Consider the following 24,622-nt stretch of genomic DNA (forward strand, 5'->3'; position numbering starts at 1 on the left):
CGGTTCTAAACGTCATATGTTTTCTGTACGACACATTGATAAGGATGTTGTACACAGATATGCCGAATTAGTTCCTGGTGATTTGAAAGTGACATCTAATTATAGAAAAGATAAAGATTATATCCAATGGGAATGCAATATCAGTATAAGTCACCCGTTTTTCGTAAAGATGCTTGAATTAGGCTGGAAGCCATTGTTTGAACAGGATAGAATTTATCCTAATGGAGATTTTTTTGAGGATGCTTTTGTGAAGTCGTATATACGGCTTCATCATGATATAGGGAGTACAAGAGTAAAAGGTAACGGAGATGTTTTTGTTAAACCTCGTTTGCGTATTCATGGATCAGCCGATGTTTTAGAAAAAATCGGGGATTTACTTTGCAAACGAATAGGTGTGAAGAAGAAAAAAATCCAAACTGATCACAAAATTAAAAGAGCCAAAACAATTCATTATCAATCTAAAGTTGAAGTGCCTAAGATATTAGAATTCGTAGAAGCTACGAATTCCTTAGAAAAATACCAATCTTTTAAATTAGGCTATCAAAAGATAAACCAGATATAAATTTTGGTTGCTACGATAGATAAAAAGTGGAGTATGTATCTGTTAAAATTTCACGTACCCTATTTATGAGTTTAATATCAAATACATAAATAAGGATTTCTTGTTGCTTTCTGGCGAAGACAAGGATTCTCTCCCTCCTGTCACGAATGTTATATCGCGAGGGAGATGAGGAAATGGGCGGAAACAATCAATTGATTTATTCAAGCAAAGACGTCGCCGCTATATTAAAGATTCAAGAGTCAACATTACGTAAATATTGCATCATGTTAGAAGAAGTTGGATATAAATTTCATAAAAATGAGCTTGGGCATCGTGGTTTTCTTAACGAAGATGTTGTAGCACTAAAAACATTAGCTGATATAAAGTCACACCCCAACATGACGCTAAAACAGGCTTGTAACGCAGTAATGACATGGCTACATAATAAAAATATAGCGGACACTGATATAACTGAATTACGACACGAAGACCACAACGAGGAACGTCATATCAAGGAATATAACGAGTTAAAAGAAATGATACAGCAGCAGAATGAAATGCTAAAGCAAATGGCAAAAAAAATGGATGAGCAGCAACGTTATATCGATGAACGATTAGAAAGACGAGATCAGCAGCTCATGAGTGCGATAAGAGAAATACAGGAAGAAAAAAAGGTTCTGTTAGAAATAGCAGCAACACAAAAAAAGAAGTGGTGGCAGTTTTGGCTAAAGTAGCCCTGCTACGACTTCTTTTTTGTGCTTTTGGATTCTAGTAGTGTTTAAGTGGTGCTTGTTTCGCTAGTTTTATAGTTTAGTGGTGTTTAAGTGGTGTTTGTCGAATGGTTTCTATTGAAATTCTAGTAAACTGTGATAGAATAGAATTATAAGTAGTGGTTAAACACCACTTATTGTTAGGAGGAAGATAAAATATGAATATCTCAAGATTTAATGGTGATTTCGGTAATAGTACAAATAACTTCATGGTGAATGGCTATTACTTTGAATTACCAACAAACGTTGCACCTATTAGCAAACAAGAAGCAGAAACACATTTCGTGGATTCTATTACTGATCCAAAAGACCTTTTAAAGAAAATGCTTATTTCTACAACTATTGATGGTGAAGAACAGTATTTCTTGGTAGGAGAATCAGCAGTATCACAAACGCTTTCTAACGTGCATGTAAAACGTATGCATGACAAAATTAAAAGTCCTATCCCTTATGTTTCATTTTTAAGCGCAGTGGCTTACTACCACGCTCTTAAAGGAAATAGTGAGAGCAATGAGATTGAAATTGATTACATGAGCATGATGCTTCCAATCTGGTTGTTAAAACGTGAATCAAAATTCAGTATTGCTCAAAATAAAATGGCAGATCGTTTCTTAAAAGAACATGATGTTAAAGTACATACACCAGGAATGGAACGAACACTTAAAATCCATGTGAAACAGGCAAAATGTAAAGTTGAATCCGAGATTGCCCGTCATGCCATTAAATATAGAATGGTTAAAAAAGACGAAGCTTCAAAAACAATCGCAATTGAAAAACGTAAATCTGCAGTTGTTTTTGAAAACTCAAAAGTTGTATTAGTGGATATTGGTGGCGGTTCGTCAGACGCAGTAGAACTTGGAGTAGGATTAACAACACCAACAAGTCGTAATTCTTTCAAAGTAATTGATATTAACCCGTTTTTAGGACACATTGAAGAATTCCGTGTTGAGAAATTACTAGAACAATTTAAGAGTTTACGTTCTTTCGAAAACTTTATTGTGAAGAATTATAGTAAAAAGACATATAAGCTAAAGAATGAAAACACTGGTGAAGAAACAGATTTAACAGAACAAATTACATCAATGTTGAATGGATATGCTAAATCATTAGTAACGCAGGTATTAAACGAATTCATTCCAACTTCTAGTGACGATGTATTAAAATTTGTATACTTTGGCGGAGAAGCTCCAATTTTAGAGCCATATATTAAAGAGAACTTATTAAAGCATATGAACGCAGAAGCTGCGAAAAATAATCATTTCTTCCTAAACGACATTATTGAACAAGAAGATAATGAAGTGTTCGCTCCAACTGCTCGTACAATTAATTTAAATGCTTTGGAGTTACGTAGTATTGATGAAACAAAAAAAGTAGAAGCATAAGGTGTGTTTTATAAATGGAAAAACGCAAAAAGATGCAATTGATTTGCAAAAATATGCCCGATGATGTGTATGAAATTCTAGATGAAAAATCATCTAAGCGAAATCTAACTGAATATGTTGTTGATTTAGTACAAAGTCAAAACAGAGATCAACAGCTTATTCGTATGCTAATGGACAAGTTAAACAATATAGAATCTACTCTACATGAAATTAAGAATGGTTCTGTTGTTGTTAAACCAGTAGCAGATAAACAAGAAGAAACAAAAGTTGATGAACCAGTTTTATCAGAAGGAACAATTGTAGAAGCCGAGGTAATTGAAGGCGGAATTGATGAATCTGATAAAGAAGAAATGGATTTCTAATTAAATAAAAAGAGAACGCTCTTCCCAGCTTGGCGGCACGAAAGAGCGTTCTCTACACTTTGAAAATCTGAAAGGATGATTTAACAATGTCAAATACCCTATTCAAATTAACTACTAGTGAGCCTATTCTACCACAAACACGTAGCAAAAAGGAACTGTTCGGAACAATCCGCTCTTTCTTTGAGAAGAAGTACCAGGAATTAAATGAGTGGTTTGGTATAGAAGAATGTAAATCAGACCGTATTTGGTACTATGGAACACTATCTCTAATGTTTTTTCTTCCTGCTGCTACTTATGTTATTGCTAAATTAATATGGTTTTAAATAGATATATGCTATAATCATTTTCGGGTATATTGCGTGTCATCATCTTGATAGTGATGGCACTTTTTTTCTGCTTCCAAAAGAACATACGTTCGTTTATAATGGAGTTAAAAAACAAAAGTGAGGTATTACATCATGGAATATAACGGCTTTCCTACAGTACGTGGAAGAGGTATGGTGAAATGGAATCCGTTTGCTTCGATGCCGGAGCAATACGAGGGGATACATAGAATGTTTGAGGAACAATATAAAGTCCCTAAACCTTATTTAACACAAGATACTAAGGAGCGAATAGAAAGAGCATTAATGCAATCTCATCACGAAGGAAAAGAAATATTGATTTCCTACCATCGAGATGGATTTATACATGATGAATACATTACTGTTATAGACATTGATGAACAAAGCAAAACGGTATTTTACACGGATGCTTTTGGCTTACACACACGATTAAAATTTGAAGAATTTGTTGATGTAAAATAAAAAAATTAAATGGGTGATTGCTATGTTTTTTAGGTGAGTTTACATAGCGAAAAATTGTTAGAGTAAGAATGTCGTTCCGTCCTAACAAAATTAAAAGGATCAAGACCCCTTGAAATATAAGGTGTTTTTAATAAAAAACAAGAGAAGTTTGAATCCCAACTTCAGCGTACAGATTTAACTATCTATAATTCATATAATTCATTTCTTTATTATTGTTAGGACGGCATAACAAAAAATCTATAAAAAAAGTAACCCTTCGATCTAGGGTTACTTTCTCATTTGCTCTTTGCTTTTTAAAATATCTGATTTGAAGTACAACCGATCTCGTGACATCTCTTTAATTGGTTTTACTTTTTCTTTCTGCACCATTACATTTAGATTTTGACGTGAACACCCTAAAATTTCTAATGCTTCTGAAGTGTTTACAATTTCATCTTGAATAAAACGAATTAAATCGTCTTTGGTTTTAAATTCATACATTCTTTTTCTCCTGCTTCTGTTTGATATAGGTAGTTATTAAATTAAACACCATCATTACAAAGGCAATTATACATAGTGCGATGTAAATGTAATCTAATGTTTGTAAATCAGTGTAATCAATTTGATACAAAATGTACCCTAGAATCACAATAATTGGTATGTTACTAAAAATGACTTTTTTCATAAAATATAGTGTCATGTGATATAATCTTAGGTACAAGAGAGGTTTCCCTCTCTTGCGGTGTCTTACTCAGAGTCGTTTTCTTGGCGGGAGCGACTCTTTTCTTTTTCTTCCTTGATTTTGTAGTAAATATCAATTGTGTTTTTAACACCGGAAGAAAGTTGAGAGTAAATTGTTATGAACGCTGTTATCGTTCCTAAGATTATCATCCAATCCACTTTGTTCACCTCCTTTTCTTTATACTCTTATTATAGCATTTTAATTGACTCACGTCAAATGAATATAGGCTAAATTATAGAAAAAAGTCCATTTTTTTACGTGAAATAAACAAAAAAAGGGTATGCCCACATTTGGACATACCCTTTTTTCACTTCACATACACATAGGCTTCATTTGTTGTTACATAGTATGTTGTTCCTTTACTATTGTGTACTTTATATTGCGCTGAACCATTAACGGTTACTTTAGAATCAATAGTAAATCCAAGCCCCTCATCTACAGTTCCTGCTACATCTTTATCAGACCAAGAAGCAGAATCATAGAAGCGAAGGTTGTCCACTTTAGAAATAACGCGTTTTCCTACAACTGAACTTGCAGCAGAAGTTTGTTCCCCTTCATATCGAATGTAAGAAGGATTGTTATAAATCCATTGGTTACCGCCAAGATTTAGCCAATCACCTTGTTTTCCCCATACTTGATATGCTTCATTTTTACCCAATTGACGGGTAATCCCATAATTTGTTGATGGTCCACTTCTTAGGTTTACGTTATAACCATCAATATAAGCAACCCCTGTTGCCCCTGTAACGTTTTGAGCAGGTTCTTGTGGTTTTGGTTTAACTGTAACTGTTTCGCCTTCATATGCCTTTTGTACGTCCAATCTGAATTGTGATTCTGATACGCCATGACTGCGAAGATAATCAAGCGGATCTTCGTGGTCGGTTCCACCTAATTTATAAGTAATATCTTTATGTGTCCATAATCCTTTGCTTGGATGAATCCCTCTATCTTTTAAAATCTTAGCTAATAGTTTTACATAACGTTCATACGATGATTTAAATTTAGCTGGATTACTAGTTTCAGAAAGCTCTACGTGAACAAATCGTTTGTTAGCAGCTGGTCCAGCACCATAAGCGATATATTTTGTATCGGCAATTTGAATTGTTTCATCCCAATCTACTGCATAATGAACGAAAGCAGAACGCCATGTACGAGATTCATATTTTTGAATATTAATTGCTGGTGCTTCTGGTGTTGCAGTACTATGTGCTACAACGCCTTCATAAGCGCCCACACCGTAGCGATATGCTTGTTTCGGTAAGTCTTGGATAATTAGTACTCTATCGGCAAAAGAAGCCGTAGCGAACGAAAATAAGAGTAATAGAGTCATAAATAATGAGCTAAATAGTTTAATTGGTTTTTTCATTGTGTATTTTCCCCTTTTTAGCCATACAAAAGAGAGCACCGTCTTATGACAATGCTCTCTCCTTATGTAAGGCGTATATTTTTATTTGGTATTATGTTTTTCTTTTCGTGCATCACTTCTTTGTATTTTCGCTTGAATTTCGGATGCTACACTTTCTAATAACCATGCAGGAATCCATTTATCCCAGCCAATTCTCGCGCAGTTTGCAGCAAAACTATTAAAGATATGATAGATTAACCCACCGGTTACCATGAAGAAAAAGAAATCCGGTAGTTTAAGAGCCATATCAAAGAAATGTGCAAGAGCTGGTAATGATAAAAGCACCACGGTTCTCGTGATGCCTTCAATTCCATATTGAGATGAATAGGTGCCATCTAGCTTAGAAGCTCTACTACCAGTAATCCAATCTAGCATGATAATCCATCCGAAAATCACTATCCAAATTAGATTCGTCTTTCCATACATAAAATTAACTAGTGTTCCTAATCCACCACTTATTACTGCACCTGCTTTAAATTGAGTACTTGTAATTACATCAGATATATTCAATGCCTTGATAAGTTCTTGAATTCGTTCCAAGTTCTCACCTCCTTTCAAATTTTAGCCAAAATAAAAAAGCCTGCTGCAGCACGCTCAATTTCGATAAAGTTATATGTTCATTTTCTTCCACGCGTATTCTAGTGGTTCAGTACGTGGTGGTTTCATTACTGCTTTTTCAGTAGTTTTGCTTTCGTTTCGGGAGAAATTAAACATAACTCCTTTTCGTGTGGTGGTTTGTCTCACCCCTGTAAGATACATGTTACTGATTTCTAATTTTGAACCTTTACGTGTTTGTATTTTACGCGTTGCGGTTTGATATGGGGTTTCCAGTTGAAATATTATGCCCTTTATTGTCATAAAATCACCAGCCTTATTCTACTCGTAATGCAATTTGGTAATCAGCGAATGAACTCCATACACTTGAGTAGTAGGTGTTAAATACCTTATACTTCTGTACTTCTTCACCTTGAGAAATTTCAACGATATCGCCAGTCACATAATTTGAACCTCTATATATGTAGAAACCATCAAATTTTGCTCTTAATCCTTCTACGGAATCTCCCATGAAAAGTGATGTAAATATCATATTTCCTTCTAGAGAGGGCGCCTTTAAAAATACTTTTTCCCAAAAGAAATTACCAACAGTAAGATTTTTTAACCCATCATACATTAATTTGCTTCTAGCAGCTACCAGTGCCGTAGGAGAACCCCAAACCGAGCCAACACTCACCAAGACACTAAAAGGAGCAGATATAGGTGTGAATTGTTCTTGTTGATATAGTTCATCTGGAATACCAAATAATCCTATTACAGTCTTCCCTTTTCGTTCTGGAAGATTATCATCGTTTTCATAAACACAATAAATAACAATGTCTTTATCAACGTATAAATATAGGTCCACCATAGCAATTGGTTTACTAATAGTATTAGTATTAGTGGAGCTAGTTGTTTTCCCTTGATGAAAACATAACGGGTAGAAAGGGCCAGGTCCTCCGAAAGTAACATCCTTCTCTTTATCATATCGTTCAATTAATCTAAAGGTTGCATCAGTAGCAGACTTAGCAGGATCTCTTATATCATATTCCCTATATATCCCTGCCATAATATCTTGGTTACTTGCAGTGACGTAATCGAATGGGCGCAATTCTAAAGAATGGTTCTTCATACCGTCGTTACCGCTTGAGTACATGACATAAATTTTATCTTTTGATGGTTTGTCTGCATTTAATTGCTGCCATCCAGCCTTTTTCATTTCATCGATAATCTTCATAAAGACTTCTCTTCGCTCTAGTCTGTGTAACTTACAAATTTTATTTGTCATTTTATATGTTCCTCCTTAACTTAAACGTATTGCTTTCATAGAAACATTAAAAGTAGAGTTTGCTACGCCCCTATTTTCTATATAAAGATGGACCTTGTTTGTATGATCTTTATCCTCGCAAGGAATGGCTAAAATATCATATGTTCTTTTTTCTGATAAACTTTTATAAATTTGATTCCCATTCTCTTTTTGGTCGTACATAAATAGCATTGCTTCAACGTTTGAATCATTTGTAACTTGAATCGTACGAATATCGTATTTGTTACAACCTACATCCAATGGAGTATATAGAGTTTTTCCTGGTTCAATTGTAATTTGTACATTCCTCTCAATAAGGATTGATGGTGTAATCTCACTTTCGGATGTATATCTATATAATTTCATTACAGTTCCCATATTGTATTCACCTCAATTATGTTTTAGATGAATATTAAAATAAATTGGTTCAAATGCTAGGAAATTTGTATCCTTCACAACCTTTACCCAAAAATCACGCGTGCTTTGTGCGGCTACTGAATCAATTTGTATTTCATTCGAATAGTTAGTACCGTCTAATGAAATGAGTGCCCAGGTGTAACCAACTTTCTCCATATACTGCTGAATGGATAGTTTTATACTTGTAGCAGCACCGATGTTATCATTTACGATTGTCATTTTTACAATACGCTCATTATTAACCATGTAACCTAAATTCGTTGGATCCGTTGTATTTAATTCTGCGCTATCCATTTTGATTTGTAGGGATGAACCCATACAATACATATCCCCACCATAGAAGGTAGCTTGTTTCTTTGCTAATAGTTCGTTTTCCTCATCATATATTTCTACGATTCCCTCAAACTCTAAAGAAGGAAGTAGAATATCAATACCTGTATGAGCTGCAGCTACAATGTTAGTAGACAGGATATTATCTGCAGTATCTTTTAATACAACCTTATAATTTTCATATAGTTGGCGCAGACGTAACATGTTGCTTGTTGTCATAATAATTTTATTGATGTCTAGTGGTACAAATCCCTCTGCAGTTCCTCTTTTTAAAACAACACCAATTCTTTTTGCTGCTAATGAATCGTTATCCGCATAATCAAAAAATGTATCTGTCTTTGTGTAAAAGTCCCATTGATCTTCCTTACAAATTGCCATCCACTCTTTATTGCTTTGTGAACCATTAGCAGCATAAGATTCAAGGAATTCAACCTTATTCTTTTCATTTTGATAGATTAGTAAGCCGCCTTCATCTCCTTCTTTTGTAGGAGCATAATCCGCAATAACCTGGATTGCAAAGTTACTTTGTGGTTTATCGATTAAAAGCATAACGTCTTTATCTGCAGAATGATTCATACGTAAGAATCCTTTTTTTATAGCATTGTTAAATGAATTTGATGGTGACATAAGCCATTTTGGATTTACGGAATCAAAATTATCTACAAATATTTTCCCACTTTCTTTTTCGTACAATGACACTTTTGTTTTTTTGTTAGAATCATAAGGAAGCAATTCTCCTGTATCATTAATATCGATTGCATCAAACGTTAATGGATAAAGTGAAGTAGTTCCAGATTTAATAACGACTGTGTGAACTCCTTCCACTAAACCTGTTTTTTCATAAACCAGTGTTTGGTATTGAATTTGAGTACCTTGTTCACTATAGATTTCTTCTTTACCATCTATTATTACCTTAATATCACTGCTTCGATGCTTAGGTTCATGTATACAACCAATAATTCTAAGTTTTGTTCCAAAAAAATTGAATTGCAATTCTCCTGAACCACCTTGAACAAAATTAAATGTCTTGTTATACCATTCGGGAGTAATGCCTGACGTCCACCAATCACCTAAATATTTAAAGGACTTATCAGTGTCATCAAAACGTTTCCAACCAAGTTCAGGTTCTTTTAATACACCACCGACTTTAGCGCTTAAATCTGCGTAATCAATAGCAGCTAAAAATGTATAAGCATTTCCTGGCTTCCCTGGTGGTAAAGCGGAACCTTTTGTTGTAACAGTAACGATATGCTCACCTTTCACTAAATCTAGTTTTTCAAAACAAACATGGGAATAACCGGAAGTAGCAGGAGCTGAACCAGTAAACTTAGTTCCATCAATACTGACTTCAATGTTAAATTTGTGTTCATGCCACTTTTTAAGCATTATGCGTAAAGATGTTCCGGTAAAATTAAACGAAAATGTGCGGCCCTCTTTTCTCCCTACAAACCAGGCACTTTCATTAATAAGATCTCTATCATCGCCCACTACATCCCATTTTCCATCCTGTTCAGTATTAGTACCATATAGTGGCACATCGTAAAAAAACTTACCTGGACCTACATTTGCTAAACTGCAATGCTTTCGAGTCCAACCGGATTCCGGTTTCAGTAAACTATTACCTAATTGAGGTGTTGCCATTTTATCACCTTCTCTTTATCTTGTTTTCTTCCAATTTGAATTTGTCCACCAAGATTGACGGCTATGACGTAGCCATAACTTCGGATCATCATTTTCTTTTTCAATAACTATTAATTCATCTGGTTTTTCTGTATCTAGTACTCTCTCCATTTTGAATAGTTCATTATCCTCTAGAACTGATTCTCGTTCTGGTACGCGTTCAAACCGTTCATATTCCTCTGTAACGATTTCTAATTCACGTTCCCTATCAAATGTATCTACTTCGTTAGTCACAGTGTCTACAATAGCCTGTCGCTCTAATAATTCATGCTCACTAACGATTGCATATCGTTCAGATTCCCTTGCTGCATCTACAGTTTCAATTACATTTGTATCTGTTGTTATAACTTCTTTATCAGCTGGTGTTATATCAGAGATAATTCCGCCTTCAAATTCACGTATACCGGTAAAAGCTTCTTGCTCTGTAATAAGAGCTTGTTGTGAATCTTGTTTGTAAGAAATGTCTAAAGTTATATGTTCAGCATCTAAGGTAACTGGAACAATGTCAGAAGCCACTTCTTCAATTACTGCAGTTGTATGTTCTTTCATTGCTTTTTCAGATTCAATTGTTTGATCTAGTTTCATCTGCATCACATTTAATGATTTAGATGAATCATTAAATAAGGCGATACGTGTTTCTAGTTCTTTTTGAACACGGCCAAACAAATCGAATTCTGGAAGATATACGGGAATACCAAGGCCCTCAAATAAATCAAACTCTTCTATGGTAGCTTGTAATTCTTTTTCTGTTTTATTGGCAACTTCATCAGTATTTACATCGGTAATAAGTACGCGTTCTTTTAATCCGAATGAAGAAATTTCATCTACATGTGTAAGTACTGCAGTATCTTCTTTATCTGCTTGATCCAGTTCAACTACAGTTGCTTGCAACTCATTTTTCACTTCTGCAAAAGTTACGTCTGGCGATACGCCTTGTAGTTCTTTTACGATGCGGTGAGAATAATCTGCTTCAGCAATGCCAGCATTTACTTCATGTAATCTCTCTGCTTCTTCTGTAACAACTGTCTGGATATCGAATATGTTTTGTGACTTATTTGCATCGTCAGTTCCGGAAATATCTTTAACAGATAACACCCGTGAAGCATTTTTACCTTCCTGTCCTGATTCTATGGCTGCTGTAAATACATTTTCTTTATTTGCAAACTCTTGTCGATCGGCATAAACAGAATCAAGTGTTTCTACAATCCGTTCAAAAGTGTGTGCTGCATCTATACTTGCATACTGTTCTTTTGTTCTTGTAAATGATGCAGACTCATTTATTTCAGAATCGAATACATTCATTTTCTTGTTTACTTCATCGTTTGTTATTACATCTGCAGCAAGTTCCTTTGTTCGAATAGAGTGATCCAGGTTAATTTGCTCTACATCTATGTTACGAATTAAATACGCACTTTCTATGTTTTCGTAAGGAAGCAGGTTCACATTTTCTATTTCTTCTAAGCGATTTGATTCATATTGTGTAGTAATAGATGTTTCAATGTCTCTTTGCATACGAGCAAATAAATCATAATCCGGCAGATAAACCGGTATACCCATACCATTGAACAAATCAAATTCTTCTATAATCCCTTTAACTTCTCGCTCTTTTGTACCAAATTCGAATTGCGCCGGAGCATGAAGAAGTATTTCTTTTTGCTGTATATCACCAGTTTCATTTTCGACAATGGATACAGGTAATATATTTGGAACTGCAGTAGATAAAGCAACTTCTGCATGTGTAGCTTTTAGCTCCCTGGTAACAATATCGCTCGTTTCATTATGCATTGATACAGCTTCATAATCCGTTGTAACTCTGTCGGCCATAAGATCATTATAAAAACCCTCACCGTATACAATACGCGCAACATTTACCCATTCCGGTAATACTTCTACACCTGCAGCGAATTCACGTAACTTACCTTTTAGTAAATCCTGCTGTATGATCGGTGCAACTTCATATTCATTCGTTATAAGATTTGTTTCATCAGAAGCGTGTACCATTGCTTCTATCTCGTTTGGTTTTGCGCTCTCTACCCCTTCGATATGGTTTATATCGAAAATTCGCCTATGTTGTGGTGATTCTTCTGCAGAAATTAGTTGAACAGAAATGCTGTCCATCCGTTGCGAATGCTGCGTTTCAATGTTGGCCACATTTATATTTCGATTTAATTCAAAATCAGTTGTATTTGAAATATAAGCTTCTACCTCTATTTGTCGTAAAGCATTCTCTACAACATCTGTTAAAATCCCTTTTGCTCTTACTTTTGTAGCAGTTACCCCTGCGTTATCTTCTTTAACAGCTTTGTATCTCGCATAAGGAGCAATGCAAACTGGATAATCAACATCATTTTTATTTTCTGTATTTGCTGGCGTAATAGAAAAAGAATAAACTTTCTCATTCCGATTAGGTCCAGAACCAACGACAACAACATGACTTTTTTCTTTGGTACATATAGAAGGGGAAGCAATAGAATAAACTTTTTCACTCATTCTTCTGCTACCCCCTTATGCTTAAATATCTTCTTTGTAGATCGCTAAACCAATTGGATTAAATGGTGTTGCTTTCGCTTGTGTCATAGGACAAACTGGCGTTGTTGGTAATGTATAACGATATAATTGAGCCATTTCATAAGCGCCTGTGATTTCAGAACCAATAACCGGTGCCTCGTTAAATGTAACGGTCTTATCTTCTGCATTGTATACATAATCCGCTTTTTCTACTTCTTTACATGAAATGAATAATCTTAACGTTTCACCCTTTGACTTATGTTCTAAATGAAATACTTTACGGTGTCCGTCACCTTGTCCAAGTACTTCATCTACAACTGTTTTTTCAATTTCTAGCTCATCGGCTTGCTGGATATTCTTTGGATGAACTGCATAAACATCATCTAGTTTTCCAACATATCCATCGTTTGGATGAACAATATAAATTTGAGATAAATGATATTTACCACTATAAACCGATGGATTAAAGCGTCCTTGTCCACTATCTACTGACATATCATGAGTAATGAAAGCTAGATAATGATGTTGGTACATGGCTCCTGTACTTGATTGTGATAATTGAACTGTTTCGTTTCCGTTCGATGTATCAGAACCGTAATCAAGTGGAGCATTACCTATTTTCTTATTTGGAGAATATGAAAACTGATCGCCAGGTCTGCATCCGCTTAAAATCACCATATTTTTTCTTGGTGCAACATCAAATGTATAAAGTTTTCCAATATACAACGGTACGAATAAGGCACGAACCGGATTAGGTGTTGGATCTACACGCATAAACATAACCATGCGGTCTTTATTTGCATTTCCATACAGATAAACAACAGAGTCACGATTCAATTCTTTAGAGAAACGCTGCTCTGGTGTAAAACTAATCGATGTATAAGGGGATGGATTTACAAAGTTAATTGTCGAATATACTTCCCCCATAATGCTCTCCATCTTTTGTACATCAAAGCTTGTTTTTGCGGTTAATGCATCCAGTGTCCCGTCTTCTTTTGGTAATAAGAAATAAATACCGCTAATCTTAATTGTTGTGTCTGCTGCAGGTGCAGTTTTAAATACAATTTCTTTTTCTGTGAAAGAATACTCACTAGGGTCAACGATAATATTATTCTTGTAAACTACGGTTCTGCTTTCATCGAAGTTAGGGAATGGGAATGCAAAGTTCTTTTTCGTTCCATCGCCTTTTCCTAATTCACCTAATTTATCACCGGAAAGGATCTCTTTTTCGATGAAATATCGATTGAAAGTGAATAGCAGCATGTCATTATTCGGCTCATATGTGTTGGTAGCTAATCTGTATTCGCATGTTACTTTATCGCCTTTCGCAATAGCAGTAGTGAATGTTACTTTTCCTGTAGTTGCATCCACCTTATATTTACTCTTCTCTTGCTCAAACCCATTTACATATACAATTACAGAAGGACCAAGAACAGGGAAAACAGGAATGGAGAAGTCTTTCTTCACTCCATCACCCATACCTAATTTACCAAGTGGAGAATCTGCAGAAATAAACCGGCTATCAGTGAAATCAGAATCAGCAGTATCATATGCATTGGCAATACCGAATCTTCTACGTTCTCCATCACTTCCTAAAGATTCAAACAACCTTACATCGATAAATTTTGAAATACCGCTCTTAATTTGGAAAAATAGAGTTCGTTTCCAACCGTTATCAGCAAATAGTTTTTCTAATTCTTGCGGTAATGTTTGTAAATATACGACTTTATCAAACCACATATATGTACACTCCTTTATACTATTTTCTCAAAAATACCTAATCCAGCAGGACGATACGCTGTAGCAGGTCTTTTCGTGATTGGTGAAATAGCATCTACATTGAAGAATTTGTAAATGTCATGTGTATCCGGACAAGTATTCTTTCTAACTTTTAATCTATCGCCATTTAACAGACCTAGCGGTGACAATAGGATCATATAAGGTAAATATCCACGTACACCTTCGTCTGGATGGACAATGTAAGCACGGGAAGTATGTACTTTGTTGCTGTAAACAGACGGGTTAAATTGATATTTGTATTCGTCATTGTCCTGCGATTGCCATGATAGTGAGTATTGGCCACCGTCTTTCCCTACACGATCTGGTGGCATTGAGTTAGGCGCTACATTCCAAGCAATATAATGAGCTTGGTACCTCGCTCCTAATCGTGAACGTTTAATAATTACGTTATCGATACCGTTACCTGGAGAACGCGGATAGGACTTCATAACAGGCATATAGGACTCTACATTTCTATATGGTTTCGGGTCATTAAAATCAAATTTATGTGACGCAGCTTCATTTCCTGTATCAAATGCCGTTCCTGCCCACAATGCATCACCTAATGTATCATCGTTTGCATAGCTCTCTAATTGGCCCATATAAAGCGGCGTAACTGGAACTACATTATTTTCAAAAGCTGGTGTGTTATCTGCTTGAATTAACAAAACAACGCGACTTTCATCAACTTGACCATTGATTCTAACTAATGAATCGGGCCACCAATTTGTTTGAGCATCGATACCTTGTAAGTTTGTATTTCGTAATGTTACTTTCACCCAAGGAGACATCATGACTTGTGTTTCTGCTTCATCGTAAGAGTAAACTTTGTAAGTACCAACACCATTCGGATTGGCCCTTGTAGTAACTGTTATCTTAGTTAATTCAACATCTAATAATGTTTTCTCAAATTTACTAGATTCATAAGGGAGAACAAGAACACCCTCATCAGCAACACTTGGCTCTTTTTCAATCATATACACATAAAAGCAAGAACGATCTCTGCCACTTTCCATGCGCTTTTTACCGTCTTCAGCAAAAGCTTTCTTGCCTTCTTCATTTGTAAAGTTGTATTTTATCTCTGTCTTTTTAAGTGACCATTTTGAAATTTGAGCAATTCCATAAATAGAACCGCTATTGTTCTTTACTAGCATGTGCTTACTCATGCCGAATTCAAACTTTGTATCATCGTCAGATTTCTGATCCATATCTGGATAAACTGCTCTGAAAAACGATTTTACTTTCTTCCATCCGTTAGCGATTACCAATTTAACAATTTCGTCTTGGAATTCGCCTTCTGTATACATTTTTTCAACGTATGCCATCTATTTCACGCTCCTAATCTCTTAATAGTTGGTAATTAAGCCATATAGCTTTTTTCTCTGCAGATGCATTGTGGTATTCGAACTTTAGCTCTGCATTAGCAGGTATTGGTTTTACAACGGAGAAATTAAATCCCTCCGGCACATCTTTTACATAAACCTCTTTAAATACTTGTTGGCCATTAATAAATAAATTCCAATAGTCCGTATCACTGTAATGTGAAGCAGCAACAGAAAAAGCAATCATTTCCGTTTCGAATGGTAATGAAAATTTATCTACATGAAGCTCATCATGAATTCCAACTCTTCGCCCTTGTATAAATGGCTCTGTTTTTGTTGGAAAGTAAGGTGCGTCAAATCTTCCACCAGCCATGTAGGTAACTGCAAAACTCATGAGTACGCCCCCTTATCTTAAAAAGTGCAATTCAAACCATACCGTTTTATCAAGAATCCCTTGGTTATGGAATCGAAATACAATTGTGTCTCCTGCTTTTACTGCTTTATAAACCATAAAATGCATACCTTCCGGAAGACGCTTTGTATAAATATCTTGGCAAATAGTTTGCCCGTTCACGATTAAATCCCATTTATCATCTAATTCATAGATAGAGGAACTAACGCTAATTGCGTAAATCTCCATATCTGCAGGTAATGTATATTTCACTTCATCTGTTTTAAATGATATAGAATCCATAATGAAACCAGGTATGAATGGTTCTGTTTTAGTTGGATGAAAAGGTGGATCTAATCGCCCACCGGCTAAATACGTTGTTTCAAACAAGAGCAATCACCCTTTTTCTTGTATTAAAAAATTCCCGTGCATCATTACGACACATCGGGAATTGGTAAATCGGATAGTATGCCGCTACCTTTATTAAGAAGTCGCGGCTGCACACGCTCTAATTGCTTTTGTGCATTGTATATTAATTGTATCTCCATCTCTTTTCCGGTTACTTTATGGGAGACAAGAACCTTTTCTAGCATACCGTGTGCATTAAAAGCTAAATCATAGTGCAGATATTTATCTCCATCGACTGCAGACAAACGAGCACCGTCACGAATGAGGGTGTAACCTTCTGTCATACCTTCTTTAAATACATCATTTGGGTCATTACCAGGCATTGGTTTGCCACCGGTATATATTTGTCTATCAATTAATCCTTTCATCAAATACATAATAGGATCATATAAGTTTTTTTGCATTATCATAGAATCACCCCTAGTTCACCCTCGTAACAGACCACGTTTTGGCTGGTCGTTGGATATAATAGTGATTTGCATCTTGATTTACCCGAGGAAATGATAAATCTGGTAAAGAACCATAATCAAATAAGATATTATTCTGCGTATCTAGTACTTGTAAACGTCCTGTAAGAATCCCTTTAGGGTTCCGAACTGCTTCGAATACGATAATATTCACGCCATACTCAAGTGGAATATCAACATATGTTGGATTGTTCCGGATGAAATAATTTTCTTCAACTAACTTATCATTACAATAAATATTTAATAAGTCGCCATCTTCTAAATCCCAATCCCAAAGTTTTAATCGTAGCGTATCAATGTTTACTGTAATACCAGTTATATCTGTATATGGAGCAGGTTCATACCCATAGTTAACTGTTAAATCTAAAGTTTGATAGAATCCATCATCTGCAGATACCATTGTATTAATACCTTTAACAAAGTAATTCCACTGTTGGCCAGAATCTCTATTGAAAACAGAAACCACATCAAATAATTGAATCCGTGGATCCCCAACGACTGCAACTGTTAATGTTCTGAACTTCTGAATTGCTTTTAAATGATAAGCTGCAGCAACTGCTCTTCTTGCAAAGAATGTTGTGGCCCAGGGAACTTCTATCATTTCCTCTCGTAAATCACCCTGCGATACATTTTTTAATAGAAACGAATTAAGAAATCCATTTGCGTAGTCTCCGCATTTAACAACTATGCTATTACTTATATCCTGGTCCGTTAGCTGCATATCTAATGAAATAAGGTTCTCGCCTTCTCTAAAGCTAAACTTTGCAGGTTCGTTAATTGCATAGTCTGGCATTTTCATAAACGTACAACTGCCATCTGGTTCGTGTTTAATGTAATGGAATGTTGTATCTATAATGTCGCGAACAATCTCATCCCATTTTTGAAATCTCTTTCCTGTTGCTCCTTCAACAATCCAGCTCTGATTGGTACCAGGAATATTTACTCCGCTGCCGTGCAGTGTAACTCCTGCTTTTTCAAAGAAAAATTTCACTACATCATAAACATTACCGGTTGGTGCAACAATTTCATCTGATCCAGGTGTTGGAATCACCGACTTATGAAGAACCTTTTTATAAGACGTTGTGCAGGTTACTGAAATCGTACCGCTTTCGGCATTTACTTTTACATCAGATACAAAACCATGTATATATGGTAAAGCTTCGTTACCGTAACCAATAGACACTTTAAATTCAGTCTGTGGATATAGCTGGTTTGTATTTGTTACCTCACTGTTATAGAACCATTCTTGAATAGAAGAAAACTTACCATACCAGTTATCCGGAGCCATTTCCCCATATTCATTTGCGAAGGTAATAGTAAATGTACTAGCAAACTGGTCTGCATTCTCCTGCACTTCTAAGCCGGTTACACGGTGTTGTACTTGTACATAAGAAGAAGAGTCCCTTTTTTTCATATAAACAATTAAATTAGGGGAGTTATTCCCAACTTGGAAATAGCTCCCCAACATTCTAATTAAAGAAATAGATCCTTCTCTCATATTCCATCAACTCCAATACCTGCTTGTGACATAGATGTTAATTTACATTTTGCTATTACTAGCGTTCCTTTTCGTATTGCATCTACTTCATTCGGTGGAATAATACCCCCATACGTACCATAATCGCCGGTGATAATATGAGGACGATATATTTCTCTCATGAAATCACGCCAGTGACTGATATCGTTGAATAAAACAGTAAATTCTACTTCGCAACCTTTATTTCCAGCACTTTGGAAGCGCGGATATCCATGCATAACATTATAATTTTTTAAGCCGTCTAGTGATTTCGGCAATTTTGTTTGTTCAATCTTTTCGATATTAGGTACATGTCCAAATGCATAATAATGAACATCTCGTATATACGCTACATCAGAAGAACCATAACCACTTGTTGTAAATTCAATTGTCTGTGGCCCTGCACCAACAAAGATTTCCCTGGCTTCCCAGTCATAAGCACCTCTTGCTCTAAATCTCTCAATACCATTTACCCGAACAATAAAATATTTATCTGGTAACATGCCATCAGAGCCAATAGGAACTTGGGACATAAATGAAAAGTTATATGTCCCTGGCCATGAGAAATTAATGGTATATTGAATTGTGTTTTTTAACTTTGTTGCATCCCCTAAGAGATGGTATGAGCCAGCTCTTCTATGCAATGTTTTTAATATACTCATACATTTCGCACCGCCATTCCCATTAGATCATCAGCAACTACGTTTTGTAGCAGCTTTCTCATTTTCACAAAGTCTTCTGCATTTTGTAGTTTTTCAACAGCAACTTTGAAAGTAGCATTTTGAATCGTAACACCTTTATCCGTGTTCTTCTCAACATGGGTTTGTCCAGAAAATGGATGTGCAGTTTTACCGATTAAATCAGCTGAACGTGCTCCCATTTGTCCGATTTGAGTAGATACATCGGTTACTAGTTTCATTGGCTTAGGTGGAACCACTGCTTTGTTTAGCAATTCAGAAGCTCTGTCTACTGCAGGAATCATTTTTTCCATCCCTACACCTAGACCTTCTGTAATAAATCCACCAAATTCCATCATTAGGCGTGAAGGGCTTCGAATACCAAAGAACTTTTTAACTGCTTTTGGAATTCCACTGACTACGCCTTTTGCTTTATCAGCTACCCAGCCACCCATTGCAGCCATACCTTCACCAATACCAGCGATGATATCTTTTCCCCAGTTCACTGCATCTTTTGCTACATTTTTTACAATGGAGCCTACTTTACTGAAGACATCTTTTACGGTATCTACAATACCTGTAAAAGTGCCGGTAATAACTTTCTTAATCGTAGCGAAATTATTAACTATGAAATCTTTAATTGCCCCAACAACACTAAAAATTGTATTTTTAATCTTATTGAAATTATCAACTACGAAATTAACGAAAGCTCGAACTGCTCCAATGATCGTATCCTTAATAAAATTCCATGCCGATTGAATGAAATTTTTAATCGCATTCATTACGGTAATGATTATATTTTTAATAAAGTTGAATGCATTTTGAACAGTGGTTTTAATGAAATTCAATACAGTAACAAATACTGTTTTTATAAAATTCCATGCTGCAGAAATGATTGTTTTTATAACATTCATCACTGTAGAAATCACATTTTTTATAAAATCAAAGGCAGCACGAACAAACGATTTCAAAAAGTTTAGGACAGTAGTGAATATCGTTTTAATGATATTCCACCCAACTCTAAAAATCGTTTGGTACGCTTTTATATAAAATGAAATTACATTCTTAATAACTTCTAAAGCGAATTTAACAACGCTTTTTAAAATATTTAAAGCACCATTAAAAATGAATTTAATAGCATTCCATCCGAATTCAAATATTTTTTTCCAAGTATTGATGTGCCACTTTATTGCTGCAGTAATACCTTTCCATGCACCCTCTAGGATTTTACCTAGAAATGAAACGGATGCATGGAAGACTTTCTTCGTGCCTTCCCAGAAGCCAGAAAAGAACTTAGATAACCCATTCCAAGCGGTTTTTGCACCTTTTACGGTTGCATCCCACCCTTTAGAACATACATCACCTATCCATTTCACGGCTTGTTTTGTGTATTTAACAACGTCATCCCAATTCTTATAAATTAAATACACTAAGCCAACAACAGCAAGTATTGCTATTGTCCAGGGATTCATGAGTAATGTCATTGCAGATCGTCCAAGTATAGCGAGCGCCCTACCTATCGCACCAAACATCCCGATAAGTTTAGGCCCTACTTTTAAAAGTCCAGCAAATGCAGTACTACCTAGGAACGCTACTGCTCTTCCTATCATTCCGAACATACCAATTAATCTAGGTCCGAGTTTTAATATACCCGTAAATAATAAAGGAACCTTAGATAATACTGGTACTAGGAATCTAAATGAACCAACAAATGCACCAACCCCACTTGTCATGAATCCCATCATGGCAATTAGTGGCCCTAATACAGCAACCATACCTAAAATTGCTACGATACCAATTTGAATTGGCTTTGGTATAGAGCTAAACGCTTTTGCAGCAACTTCTACTGCTTTAATAATTGGAGGAAGTGCCACTTCTGCAATATCTAAGATAGCTTGTCCTAACGGTTCTAATGATGCCATCGTAGTACGTATTAACTTTTGCCAGCGAACACCAAAGGCTTCTTGCTGCGTCTTCTGCATTTTGCCCATCGTGCCCTCAACATCACCTAATGCACCATTTGCATCATTAAGCCCTAAGACAGCTTGAGCACCCATGTCTTCCCATTTTGTCAATTTTGTTATCGTAAAGGCTTTTTATCCTCTACTTCCGGGGATTCCTCCGCATAATAGGATGTCAATTCACCCTCGGTTCGGCATACGTTTTCACTTATTAGTGTCGCGGTCTCGTGGAGGGATTATATCTTTTCACCCTCTATGCTCTGCCCCTGGCCATACTTTGCATAGCCTTCGGTTCAAATTAGGATTCGCACCCTCTTTGCTTTATACCGCGATTTTAATTCGGCACAACTTATCATCTACCGAATACTGCAACACCTAGTTGATTGGCTTTTACTTTGTCATCCATTTTCCCTAAGTCGCCTAAAACAGCATTAAATACATCTGCAGAAGTTCCTTTACCTTTATTGAAGTTATCCCATACTTTTTGTGTTTCGGGAGACATTTCAGCAAAAGCATTAGCTACACCTTTTGAACCATCCTGCACACGAATTCCGAACTCTTTTACAAGGTCGTTAATGTAATCGAGATTGTAACTGCCATCACGAGTCCCGTTCGCCATAATGGTAAACATCTCGTTAGCAGAGAAGCCAGCTTGTTTGTACAACGGCGCATATTCGGACACATTATCAAACATCTCATTTGAGTAATTAAGCCCTTCTTGTCCACCTGCAGCAAATAAATCAAATGCCTCTTTTGAAGAAATACCGAAATTAGTCATTAATTGCCCTGCACCACGGGTTACTTCATTGATATCAGAATCAAATGTTTTACCCAGTGTCATAGCACTCTTTGTAGCTTCCTCTAATTCTTCATGAGGAACTTCTTTCATATTTTGATACACTTTTATAAGGGATTGATCTACTTCTTCAATACTTTGGCCAAATCCATCTTTCCAAGTTTCTTTTGCGATTTTACCAAGGTTTTCGGCACCTTTTTCAGTAAGACCTAAAGAAGATTGGATGTTTCTTTGAGAAGTATCAAAATCAGAAGCTACTTTAACTGCTGCAGCACCAATACCAGCTAAAGGTAATGAAACACCAGCGGTCATATTAGCGCCTGTTTCTTGCATCTTGCTACCTACATGGCTAATTGATTCCCCTGCTTTTTGGAACTTATCATGCATTCCATTTGCAGTCTTTTGTACTCGATCTTCAAACTGTTGTAAATCTTTATAAGCACCTTCTGCTTTAATACCAATCGTTCCGAACAGTTGGAACATTTCAGCTAACATTTACGCACCCCCTTTCCCGGGGCCGATAACCATTTTATTCTTCATCGTCTTCGTCTTCTTGGAAGTGGGCCATGATCTGCTCAACATGCGCTTCACATTCTTCTTTCGTCCATACTTCACCCATTTCATAAGACGATTCTTTATCGCCCTGGTTGTCAGTGAGTCCAAAGGCTTGAAGATAATCATTAAAGGTAGTACCTTCTTCAAGCTGACGAGTTTGAAAGCCGATGAAAGCCATCTTCTTCCACTCGTTTAGTTCTTCTTGCTGCTCTTCTCGTGCAATTAAAGAAAACAGGTCCATTAAACGCGAATACGGTATTGATAAGACATAATCATCTGTCCATCCATACCGTTTTTGGATCTTATCGAAAGCACGTAACATATTTTGTTCGGCTTCCTCTAAATATTCATCTGAATTTTCGTTTAGGCTTGAATCGGAGCTGCTGCTGATTGGCTCCATTTCTCGCTCTGAACTTTCACTAGTCCCTGCACTTGGTTGAAAAAAGTCATTAAGTCTTCACTTTCTAGTAATCCTTGAATAACAGAAACCATTGCTTCGGGAGGTAGTTGGCAAAATTCTTCTTTCTTAGCTTTCAGTAAACTTGCAAAGAACTCTGTGAAATCATCCTCACAAGCCGGAATCATTGTTAAGACACGTAAAGCAAACTCTAAACCCTTTTGACTTTTGTGTTCTTTAAGTGCAGCTAATTGCTTTTGCTTTTCCTCTTCTGGAAGAGACTCCGCAGCCTTAGTTAATTCATCCATTTCGTTTTTAGATTTACCAAATTCTGCGAAATCAGCTATTGCGTGGCGTCCAACTTTAGAAATGATTTTAGCAAATCGCCAAACGTCCGTTACATTTAATCGACGCATTGTCACTTGTTCACCTAAAATAGTAATTTCTGTACCGGTATTCATCATTTTTTCTAAAATAGATTTCATTTCATTCTCTCCTTTTAGCATTTAGCTTGTTTTATGTAATAGAAAACCGACTACCATTTATACGGTAGCCGGTGCTTTTAGCGTTGTTGTTTTCTTTTTCTTCGGTAAGTAGATTTCATACGGTGGCGTAGATGGTGCAGATTCACTGTAATGACCAATAAACTTACATTTCAAACCAACTGTCCCCTTACCATCTTTTAAATCAACCTCAATAGATGAAACTACCATTGCATTACGAATTACGAAAATGACAGGTGATTCACTACCCGAAATCATACCGATTAGTGCGATATCATGGTAATTTGAATCCGGAATATCATTTGAAGGTTTCATAATATCGTAATCCGCTTCTGTAGTGCTATCTACCGTCATCCCAGGTAAAGCTAACTGCAGATTTTCTTTCGTAAATTCCACAAGTGTTACCTCAACATGTGGTTCATCTTTTAACAGCCATTTACCACGTACTAATTTACCAAGTACACCATCAATATCTGCATCATAGTATTCTCGATCAAAACCGACTTTTGTTCCGCCAGTTGTTGCCCCAACCATTTCACCTAAATCTTTAATACTTTTAAAGTTTTTGTAAATGACACCAGGACCGATAACAAAATTATCAGTAGTCCCTTCACGGACACCATTAATTAATTTCCAAGCCATTGGTTCTACCCCCTTATTAAATTAATACAAGTCCGTTTGCATAGTCCGGACAAGAAATTTAGCGTTTATATGAATGATAGATGGGTCTTCATCTGGTACAGGAATACTACCTGCACGATGTATAGAAAGTATCCCATCATCTTTTAAACCAACTACTCTATCTAGTAACTTAACAATACGTGTAGCAATTAAATCTGCCTTATCATAATCACCATTATCACAATACACATCGAAATTCAGAATCATACGATCTATAATTTCAACATCATCCGGATTATTCGCTTCGATGCTCATAACTACATAAGGCATGTCCATATCATCTTGCGCAGTTTGGAATGTAAGAGCAGGGCCTTTGTCCTCGTCTTCACCGTATTCTGATAGATTAGCTTTTATTATTTCATCGTTCTCTACAAGCATTCTAATAGCTGCAATAGCATTAGACATAC

General features: G+C 36.0%; 27 protein-coding genes and 1 pseudogene. 6 read left to right on the forward strand and 22 right to left on the reverse strand.

Going from position 1 to position 24,622, the window contains the following annotated elements:
• The 6 genes from DN408_RS31530 to DN408_RS20205 form a co-directional block, all read left to right on the forward strand.
• Positions 1 to 562, forward strand: a 562-nt coding sequence (locus tag DN408_RS31530; RefSeq protein ID WP_179957905.1) for a hypothetical protein, incomplete at its 5' end; no start/stop codon positions are given.
• Positions 563 to 708: 146 nt separating this feature from the next.
• Positions 709 to 1,275 (forward strand): DUF3967 domain-containing protein, encoded by a 567-nt coding sequence (locus tag DN408_RS20185; protein ID WP_235712316.1) that lies wholly within the window; start codon positions 709 to 711, stop codon positions 1,273 to 1,275.
• 194 nt (positions 1,276 to 1,469) lie between these two features.
• Positions 1,470 to 2,693, forward strand: coding sequence for a ParM/StbA family protein (locus DN408_RS20190; protein WP_147740323.1), 1,224 nt, complete (start codon positions 1,470 to 1,472; stop codon positions 2,691 to 2,693).
• A gap of 14 nt (positions 2,694 to 2,707) precedes the next feature.
• Complete coding sequence (locus DN408_RS20195) at positions 2,708 to 3,055, forward strand: hypothetical protein (RefSeq protein ID WP_147740324.1); 348 nt, start codon at positions 2,708 to 2,710, stop codon at positions 3,053 to 3,055.
• Positions 3,056 to 3,141: 86 nt separating this feature from the next.
• Positions 3,142 to 3,378, forward strand: coding sequence for a hypothetical protein (locus DN408_RS20200; RefSeq protein ID WP_147740325.1), 237 nt, complete (start codon positions 3,142 to 3,144; stop codon positions 3,376 to 3,378).
• A gap of 135 nt (positions 3,379 to 3,513) precedes the next feature.
• Positions 3,514 to 3,861 (forward strand): YolD-like family protein, encoded by a 348-nt coding sequence (locus DN408_RS20205; RefSeq protein WP_147740326.1) that lies wholly within the window; start codon positions 3,514 to 3,516, stop codon positions 3,859 to 3,861.
• A 267-nt stretch (positions 3,862 to 4,128) separates the two neighbouring features.
• Here DN408_RS20205 and DN408_RS20210 read toward each other — a convergent pair whose 3' ends face one another.
• The 22 genes and pseudogenes from DN408_RS20210 to DN408_RS20315 form a co-directional block, all read right to left on the reverse strand.
• Positions 4,129 to 4,341 (reverse strand): DNA-binding protein, encoded by a 213-nt coding sequence (locus DN408_RS20210; RefSeq protein ID WP_147740327.1) that lies wholly within the window; start codon positions 4,339 to 4,341, stop codon positions 4,129 to 4,131.
• Complete coding sequence (locus tag DN408_RS20215) at positions 4,334 to 4,540, reverse strand: hypothetical protein (RefSeq protein WP_235712315.1); 207 nt, start codon at positions 4,538 to 4,540, stop codon at positions 4,334 to 4,336. Before DN408_RS20215 ends, DN408_RS20210 begins: the two co-directional genes overlap by 8 nt.
• Positions 4,541 to 4,587: 47 nt before the next feature.
• Entirely contained in the window at positions 4,588 to 4,740 is a 153-nt protein-coding gene (locus tag DN408_RS31535; RefSeq protein WP_000383999.1) for a hypothetical protein, read from the reverse strand.
• 149 nt (positions 4,741 to 4,889) lie between these two features.
• Positions 4,890 to 5,948 carry an N-acetylmuramoyl-L-alanine amidase gene (locus tag DN408_RS20220; protein ID WP_147740329.1) on the reverse strand — a complete coding sequence of 353 codons (1,059 nt, stop codon included), beginning with the start codon at positions 5,946 to 5,948 and terminating at the stop codon, positions 4,890 to 4,892.
• A gap of 81 nt (positions 5,949 to 6,029) precedes the next feature.
• Positions 6,030 to 6,527, reverse strand: coding sequence for a phage holin family protein (locus DN408_RS20225; protein WP_147740330.1), 498 nt, complete (start codon positions 6,525 to 6,527; stop codon positions 6,030 to 6,032).
• Positions 6,528 to 6,858: 331 nt separating this feature from the next.
• On the reverse strand, positions 6,859 to 7,809 hold the full coding sequence (locus DN408_RS20235; RefSeq protein ID WP_147740332.1) for a hypothetical protein: 951 nt from the start codon (positions 7,807 to 7,809) through the stop codon (positions 6,859 to 6,861).
• Between the two features lie 15 nt (positions 7,810 to 7,824).
• Complete coding sequence (locus DN408_RS20240; protein WP_000537590.1) at positions 7,825 to 8,205, reverse strand: hypothetical protein; 381 nt, start codon at positions 8,203 to 8,205, stop codon at positions 7,825 to 7,827.
• A 12-nt stretch (positions 8,206 to 8,217) separates the two neighbouring features.
• Positions 8,218 to 10,215, reverse strand: a complete 1,998-nt coding sequence (locus DN408_RS20245; protein ID WP_147740333.1) for a hypothetical protein — start codon at positions 10,213 to 10,215, stop codon at positions 8,218 to 8,220.
• Between the two features lie 15 nt (positions 10,216 to 10,230).
• Positions 10,231 to 12,744, reverse strand: a complete 2,514-nt coding sequence (locus DN408_RS20250) for a hypothetical protein (RefSeq protein ID WP_147740334.1) — start codon at positions 12,742 to 12,744, stop codon at positions 10,231 to 10,233.
• A gap of 21 nt (positions 12,745 to 12,765) precedes the next feature.
• Positions 12,766 to 14,502, reverse strand: coding sequence for a hypothetical protein (locus tag DN408_RS20255; RefSeq protein ID WP_147740335.1), 1,737 nt, complete (start codon positions 14,500 to 14,502; stop codon positions 12,766 to 12,768).
• A gap of 14 nt (positions 14,503 to 14,516) precedes the next feature.
• Positions 14,517 to 15,866 carry a hypothetical protein gene (locus tag DN408_RS20260; protein ID WP_147740336.1) on the reverse strand — a complete coding sequence of 450 codons (1,350 nt, stop codon included), beginning with the start codon at positions 15,864 to 15,866 and terminating at the stop codon, positions 14,517 to 14,519.
• Between the two features lie 13 nt (positions 15,867 to 15,879).
• Complete coding sequence (locus DN408_RS20265) at positions 15,880 to 16,257, reverse strand: hypothetical protein (RefSeq protein ID WP_002167168.1); 378 nt, start codon at positions 16,255 to 16,257, stop codon at positions 15,880 to 15,882.
• Positions 16,258 to 16,269: 12 nt separating this feature from the next.
• The gene (locus DN408_RS20270) at positions 16,270 to 16,644 is read right to left on the reverse strand and encodes a Low copy number virion structural protein (RefSeq protein WP_147740337.1); all 375 of its coding nucleotides are present in this window, start codon (positions 16,642 to 16,644) and stop codon (positions 16,270 to 16,272) included.
• A 44-nt stretch (positions 16,645 to 16,688) separates the two neighbouring features.
• A complete protein-coding gene (locus DN408_RS20275; RefSeq protein WP_147740338.1) occupies positions 16,689 to 17,072 on the reverse strand; it encodes a hypothetical protein in 384 nt (127 codons plus the stop codon).
• 10 nt (positions 17,073 to 17,082) lie between these two features.
• On the reverse strand, positions 17,083 to 18,627 hold the full coding sequence (locus DN408_RS20280) for a hypothetical protein (RefSeq protein ID WP_147740339.1): 1,545 nt from the start codon (positions 18,625 to 18,627) through the stop codon (positions 17,083 to 17,085).
• Positions 18,624 to 19,307 (reverse strand): hypothetical protein, encoded by a 684-nt coding sequence (locus DN408_RS20285; protein ID WP_147740340.1) that lies wholly within the window; start codon positions 19,305 to 19,307, stop codon positions 18,624 to 18,626. Before DN408_RS20285 ends, DN408_RS20280 begins: the two co-directional genes overlap by 4 nt.
• Entirely contained in the window at positions 19,304 to 21,397 is a 2,094-nt protein-coding gene (locus DN408_RS20290) for a hypothetical protein (protein WP_321147132.1), read from the reverse strand. The genes DN408_RS20285 and DN408_RS20290 overlap by 4 nt, the downstream gene beginning before the upstream one ends.
• Positions 21,398 to 21,641: 244 nt before the next feature.
• A pseudogene (locus DN408_RS20295) lies at positions 21,642 to 22,574 on the reverse strand (phage tail tape measure protein); the annotation flags it as partial.
• Positions 22,575 to 22,608: 34 nt separating this feature from the next.
• Positions 22,609 to 23,034, reverse strand: coding sequence for a hypothetical protein (locus DN408_RS20300; RefSeq protein WP_147740342.1), 426 nt, complete (start codon positions 23,032 to 23,034; stop codon positions 22,609 to 22,611).
• Positions 22,998 to 23,516: a hypothetical protein gene (locus DN408_RS20305; RefSeq protein WP_048563276.1), complete on the reverse strand. Its 519-nt coding sequence runs from the start codon at positions 23,514 to 23,516 to the stop codon at positions 22,998 to 23,000. Before DN408_RS20305 ends, DN408_RS20300 begins: the two co-directional genes overlap by 37 nt.
• Positions 23,517 to 23,573: 57 nt before the next feature.
• Complete coding sequence (locus DN408_RS20310) at positions 23,574 to 24,176, reverse strand: hypothetical protein (protein WP_147740343.1); 603 nt, start codon at positions 24,174 to 24,176, stop codon at positions 23,574 to 23,576.
• A gap of 21 nt (positions 24,177 to 24,197) precedes the next feature.
• Positions 24,198 to 24,620, reverse strand: coding sequence for a hypothetical protein (locus tag DN408_RS20315; protein WP_147740344.1), 423 nt, complete (start codon positions 24,618 to 24,620; stop codon positions 24,198 to 24,200).
• Positions 24,621 to 24,622: the final 2 nt, after the last annotated feature.

The sequence above is a fragment of the Bacillus sp. AR13-1 genome (assembly GCF_008042285.1).
In the GTDB taxonomy this organism is placed as follows: domain Bacteria; phylum Bacillota; class Bacilli; order Bacillales; family Bacillaceae_G; genus Bacillus_A; species Bacillus_A mycoides.

Coding starts and splice junctions, on each gene's coding strand:
- DN408_RS20245 (WP_147740333.1), bottom strand. CDS start 10,215: ATGGCAACACCTCAATTAGGTAATAGTTTACTGAAACCGGAATCCGGT.
- DN408_RS20265 (WP_002167168.1), bottom strand. CDS start 16,257: ATGAGTTTTGCAGTTACCTACATGGCTGGTGGAAGATTTGACGCACCT.
- DN408_RS20195 (WP_147740324.1), top strand. CDS start 2,708: ATGGAAAAACGCAAAAAGATGCAATTGATTTGCAAAAATATGCCCGAT.
- DN408_RS20215 (WP_235712315.1), bottom strand. CDS start 4,540: ATGACACTATATTTTATGAAAAAAGTCATTTTTAGTAACATACCAATT.
- DN408_RS20305 (WP_048563276.1), bottom strand. CDS start 23,516: ATGAAATCTATTTTAGAAAAAATGATGAATACCGGTACAGAAATTACT.
- DN408_RS20235 (WP_147740332.1), bottom strand. CDS start 7,809: ATGACAAATAAAATTTGTAAGTTACACAGACTAGAGCGAAGAGAAGTC.
- DN408_RS20205 (WP_147740326.1), top strand. CDS start 3,514: ATGGAATATAACGGCTTTCCTACAGTACGTGGAAGAGGTATGGTGAAA.
- DN408_RS20210 (WP_147740327.1), bottom strand. CDS start 4,341: ATGTATGAATTTAAAACCAAAGACGATTTAATTCGTTTTATTCAAGAT.
- DN408_RS20260 (WP_147740336.1), bottom strand. CDS start 15,866: ATGGCATACGTTGAAAAAATGTATACAGAAGGCGAATTCCAAGACGAA.
- DN408_RS20220 (WP_147740329.1), bottom strand. CDS start 5,948: ATGAAAAAACCAATTAAACTATTTAGCTCATTATTTATGACTCTATTA.
- DN408_RS20280 (WP_147740339.1), bottom strand. CDS start 18,627: ATGAGAGAAGGATCTATTTCTTTAATTAGAATGTTGGGGAGCTATTTC.
- DN408_RS20190 (WP_147740323.1), top strand. CDS start 1,470: ATGAATATCTCAAGATTTAATGGTGATTTCGGTAATAGTACAAATAAC.
- DN408_RS20255 (WP_147740335.1), bottom strand. CDS start 14,502: ATGTGGTTTGATAAAGTCGTATATTTACAAACATTACCGCAAGAATTA.
- DN408_RS20250 (WP_147740334.1), bottom strand. CDS start 12,744: ATGAGTGAAAAAGTTTATTCTATTGCTTCCCCTTCTATATGTACCAAA.
- DN408_RS20200 (WP_147740325.1), top strand. CDS start 3,142: ATGTCAAATACCCTATTCAAATTAACTACTAGTGAGCCTATTCTACCA.
- DN408_RS20285 (WP_147740340.1), bottom strand. CDS start 19,307: ATGAGTATATTAAAAACATTGCATAGAAGAGCTGGCTCATACCATCTC.
- DN408_RS20310 (WP_147740343.1), bottom strand. CDS start 24,176: ATGGCTTGGAAATTAATTAATGGTGTCCGTGAAGGGACTACTGATAAT.
- DN408_RS20275 (WP_147740338.1), bottom strand. CDS start 17,072: ATGATAATGCAAAAAAACTTATATGATCCTATTATGTATTTGATGAAA.
- DN408_RS20240 (WP_000537590.1), bottom strand. CDS start 8,205: ATGGGAACTGTAATGAAATTATATAGATATACATCCGAAAGTGAGATT.
- DN408_RS20185 (WP_235712316.1), top strand. CDS start 709: ATGTTATATCGCGAGGGAGATGAGGAAATGGGCGGAAACAATCAATTG.
- DN408_RS20300 (WP_147740342.1), bottom strand. CDS start 23,034: ATGGAGCCAATCAGCAGCAGCTCCGATTCAAGCCTAAACGAAAATTCA.
- DN408_RS20315 (WP_147740344.1), bottom strand. CDS start 24,620: ATGTCTAATGCTATTGCAGCTATTAGAATGCTTGTAGAGAACGATGAA.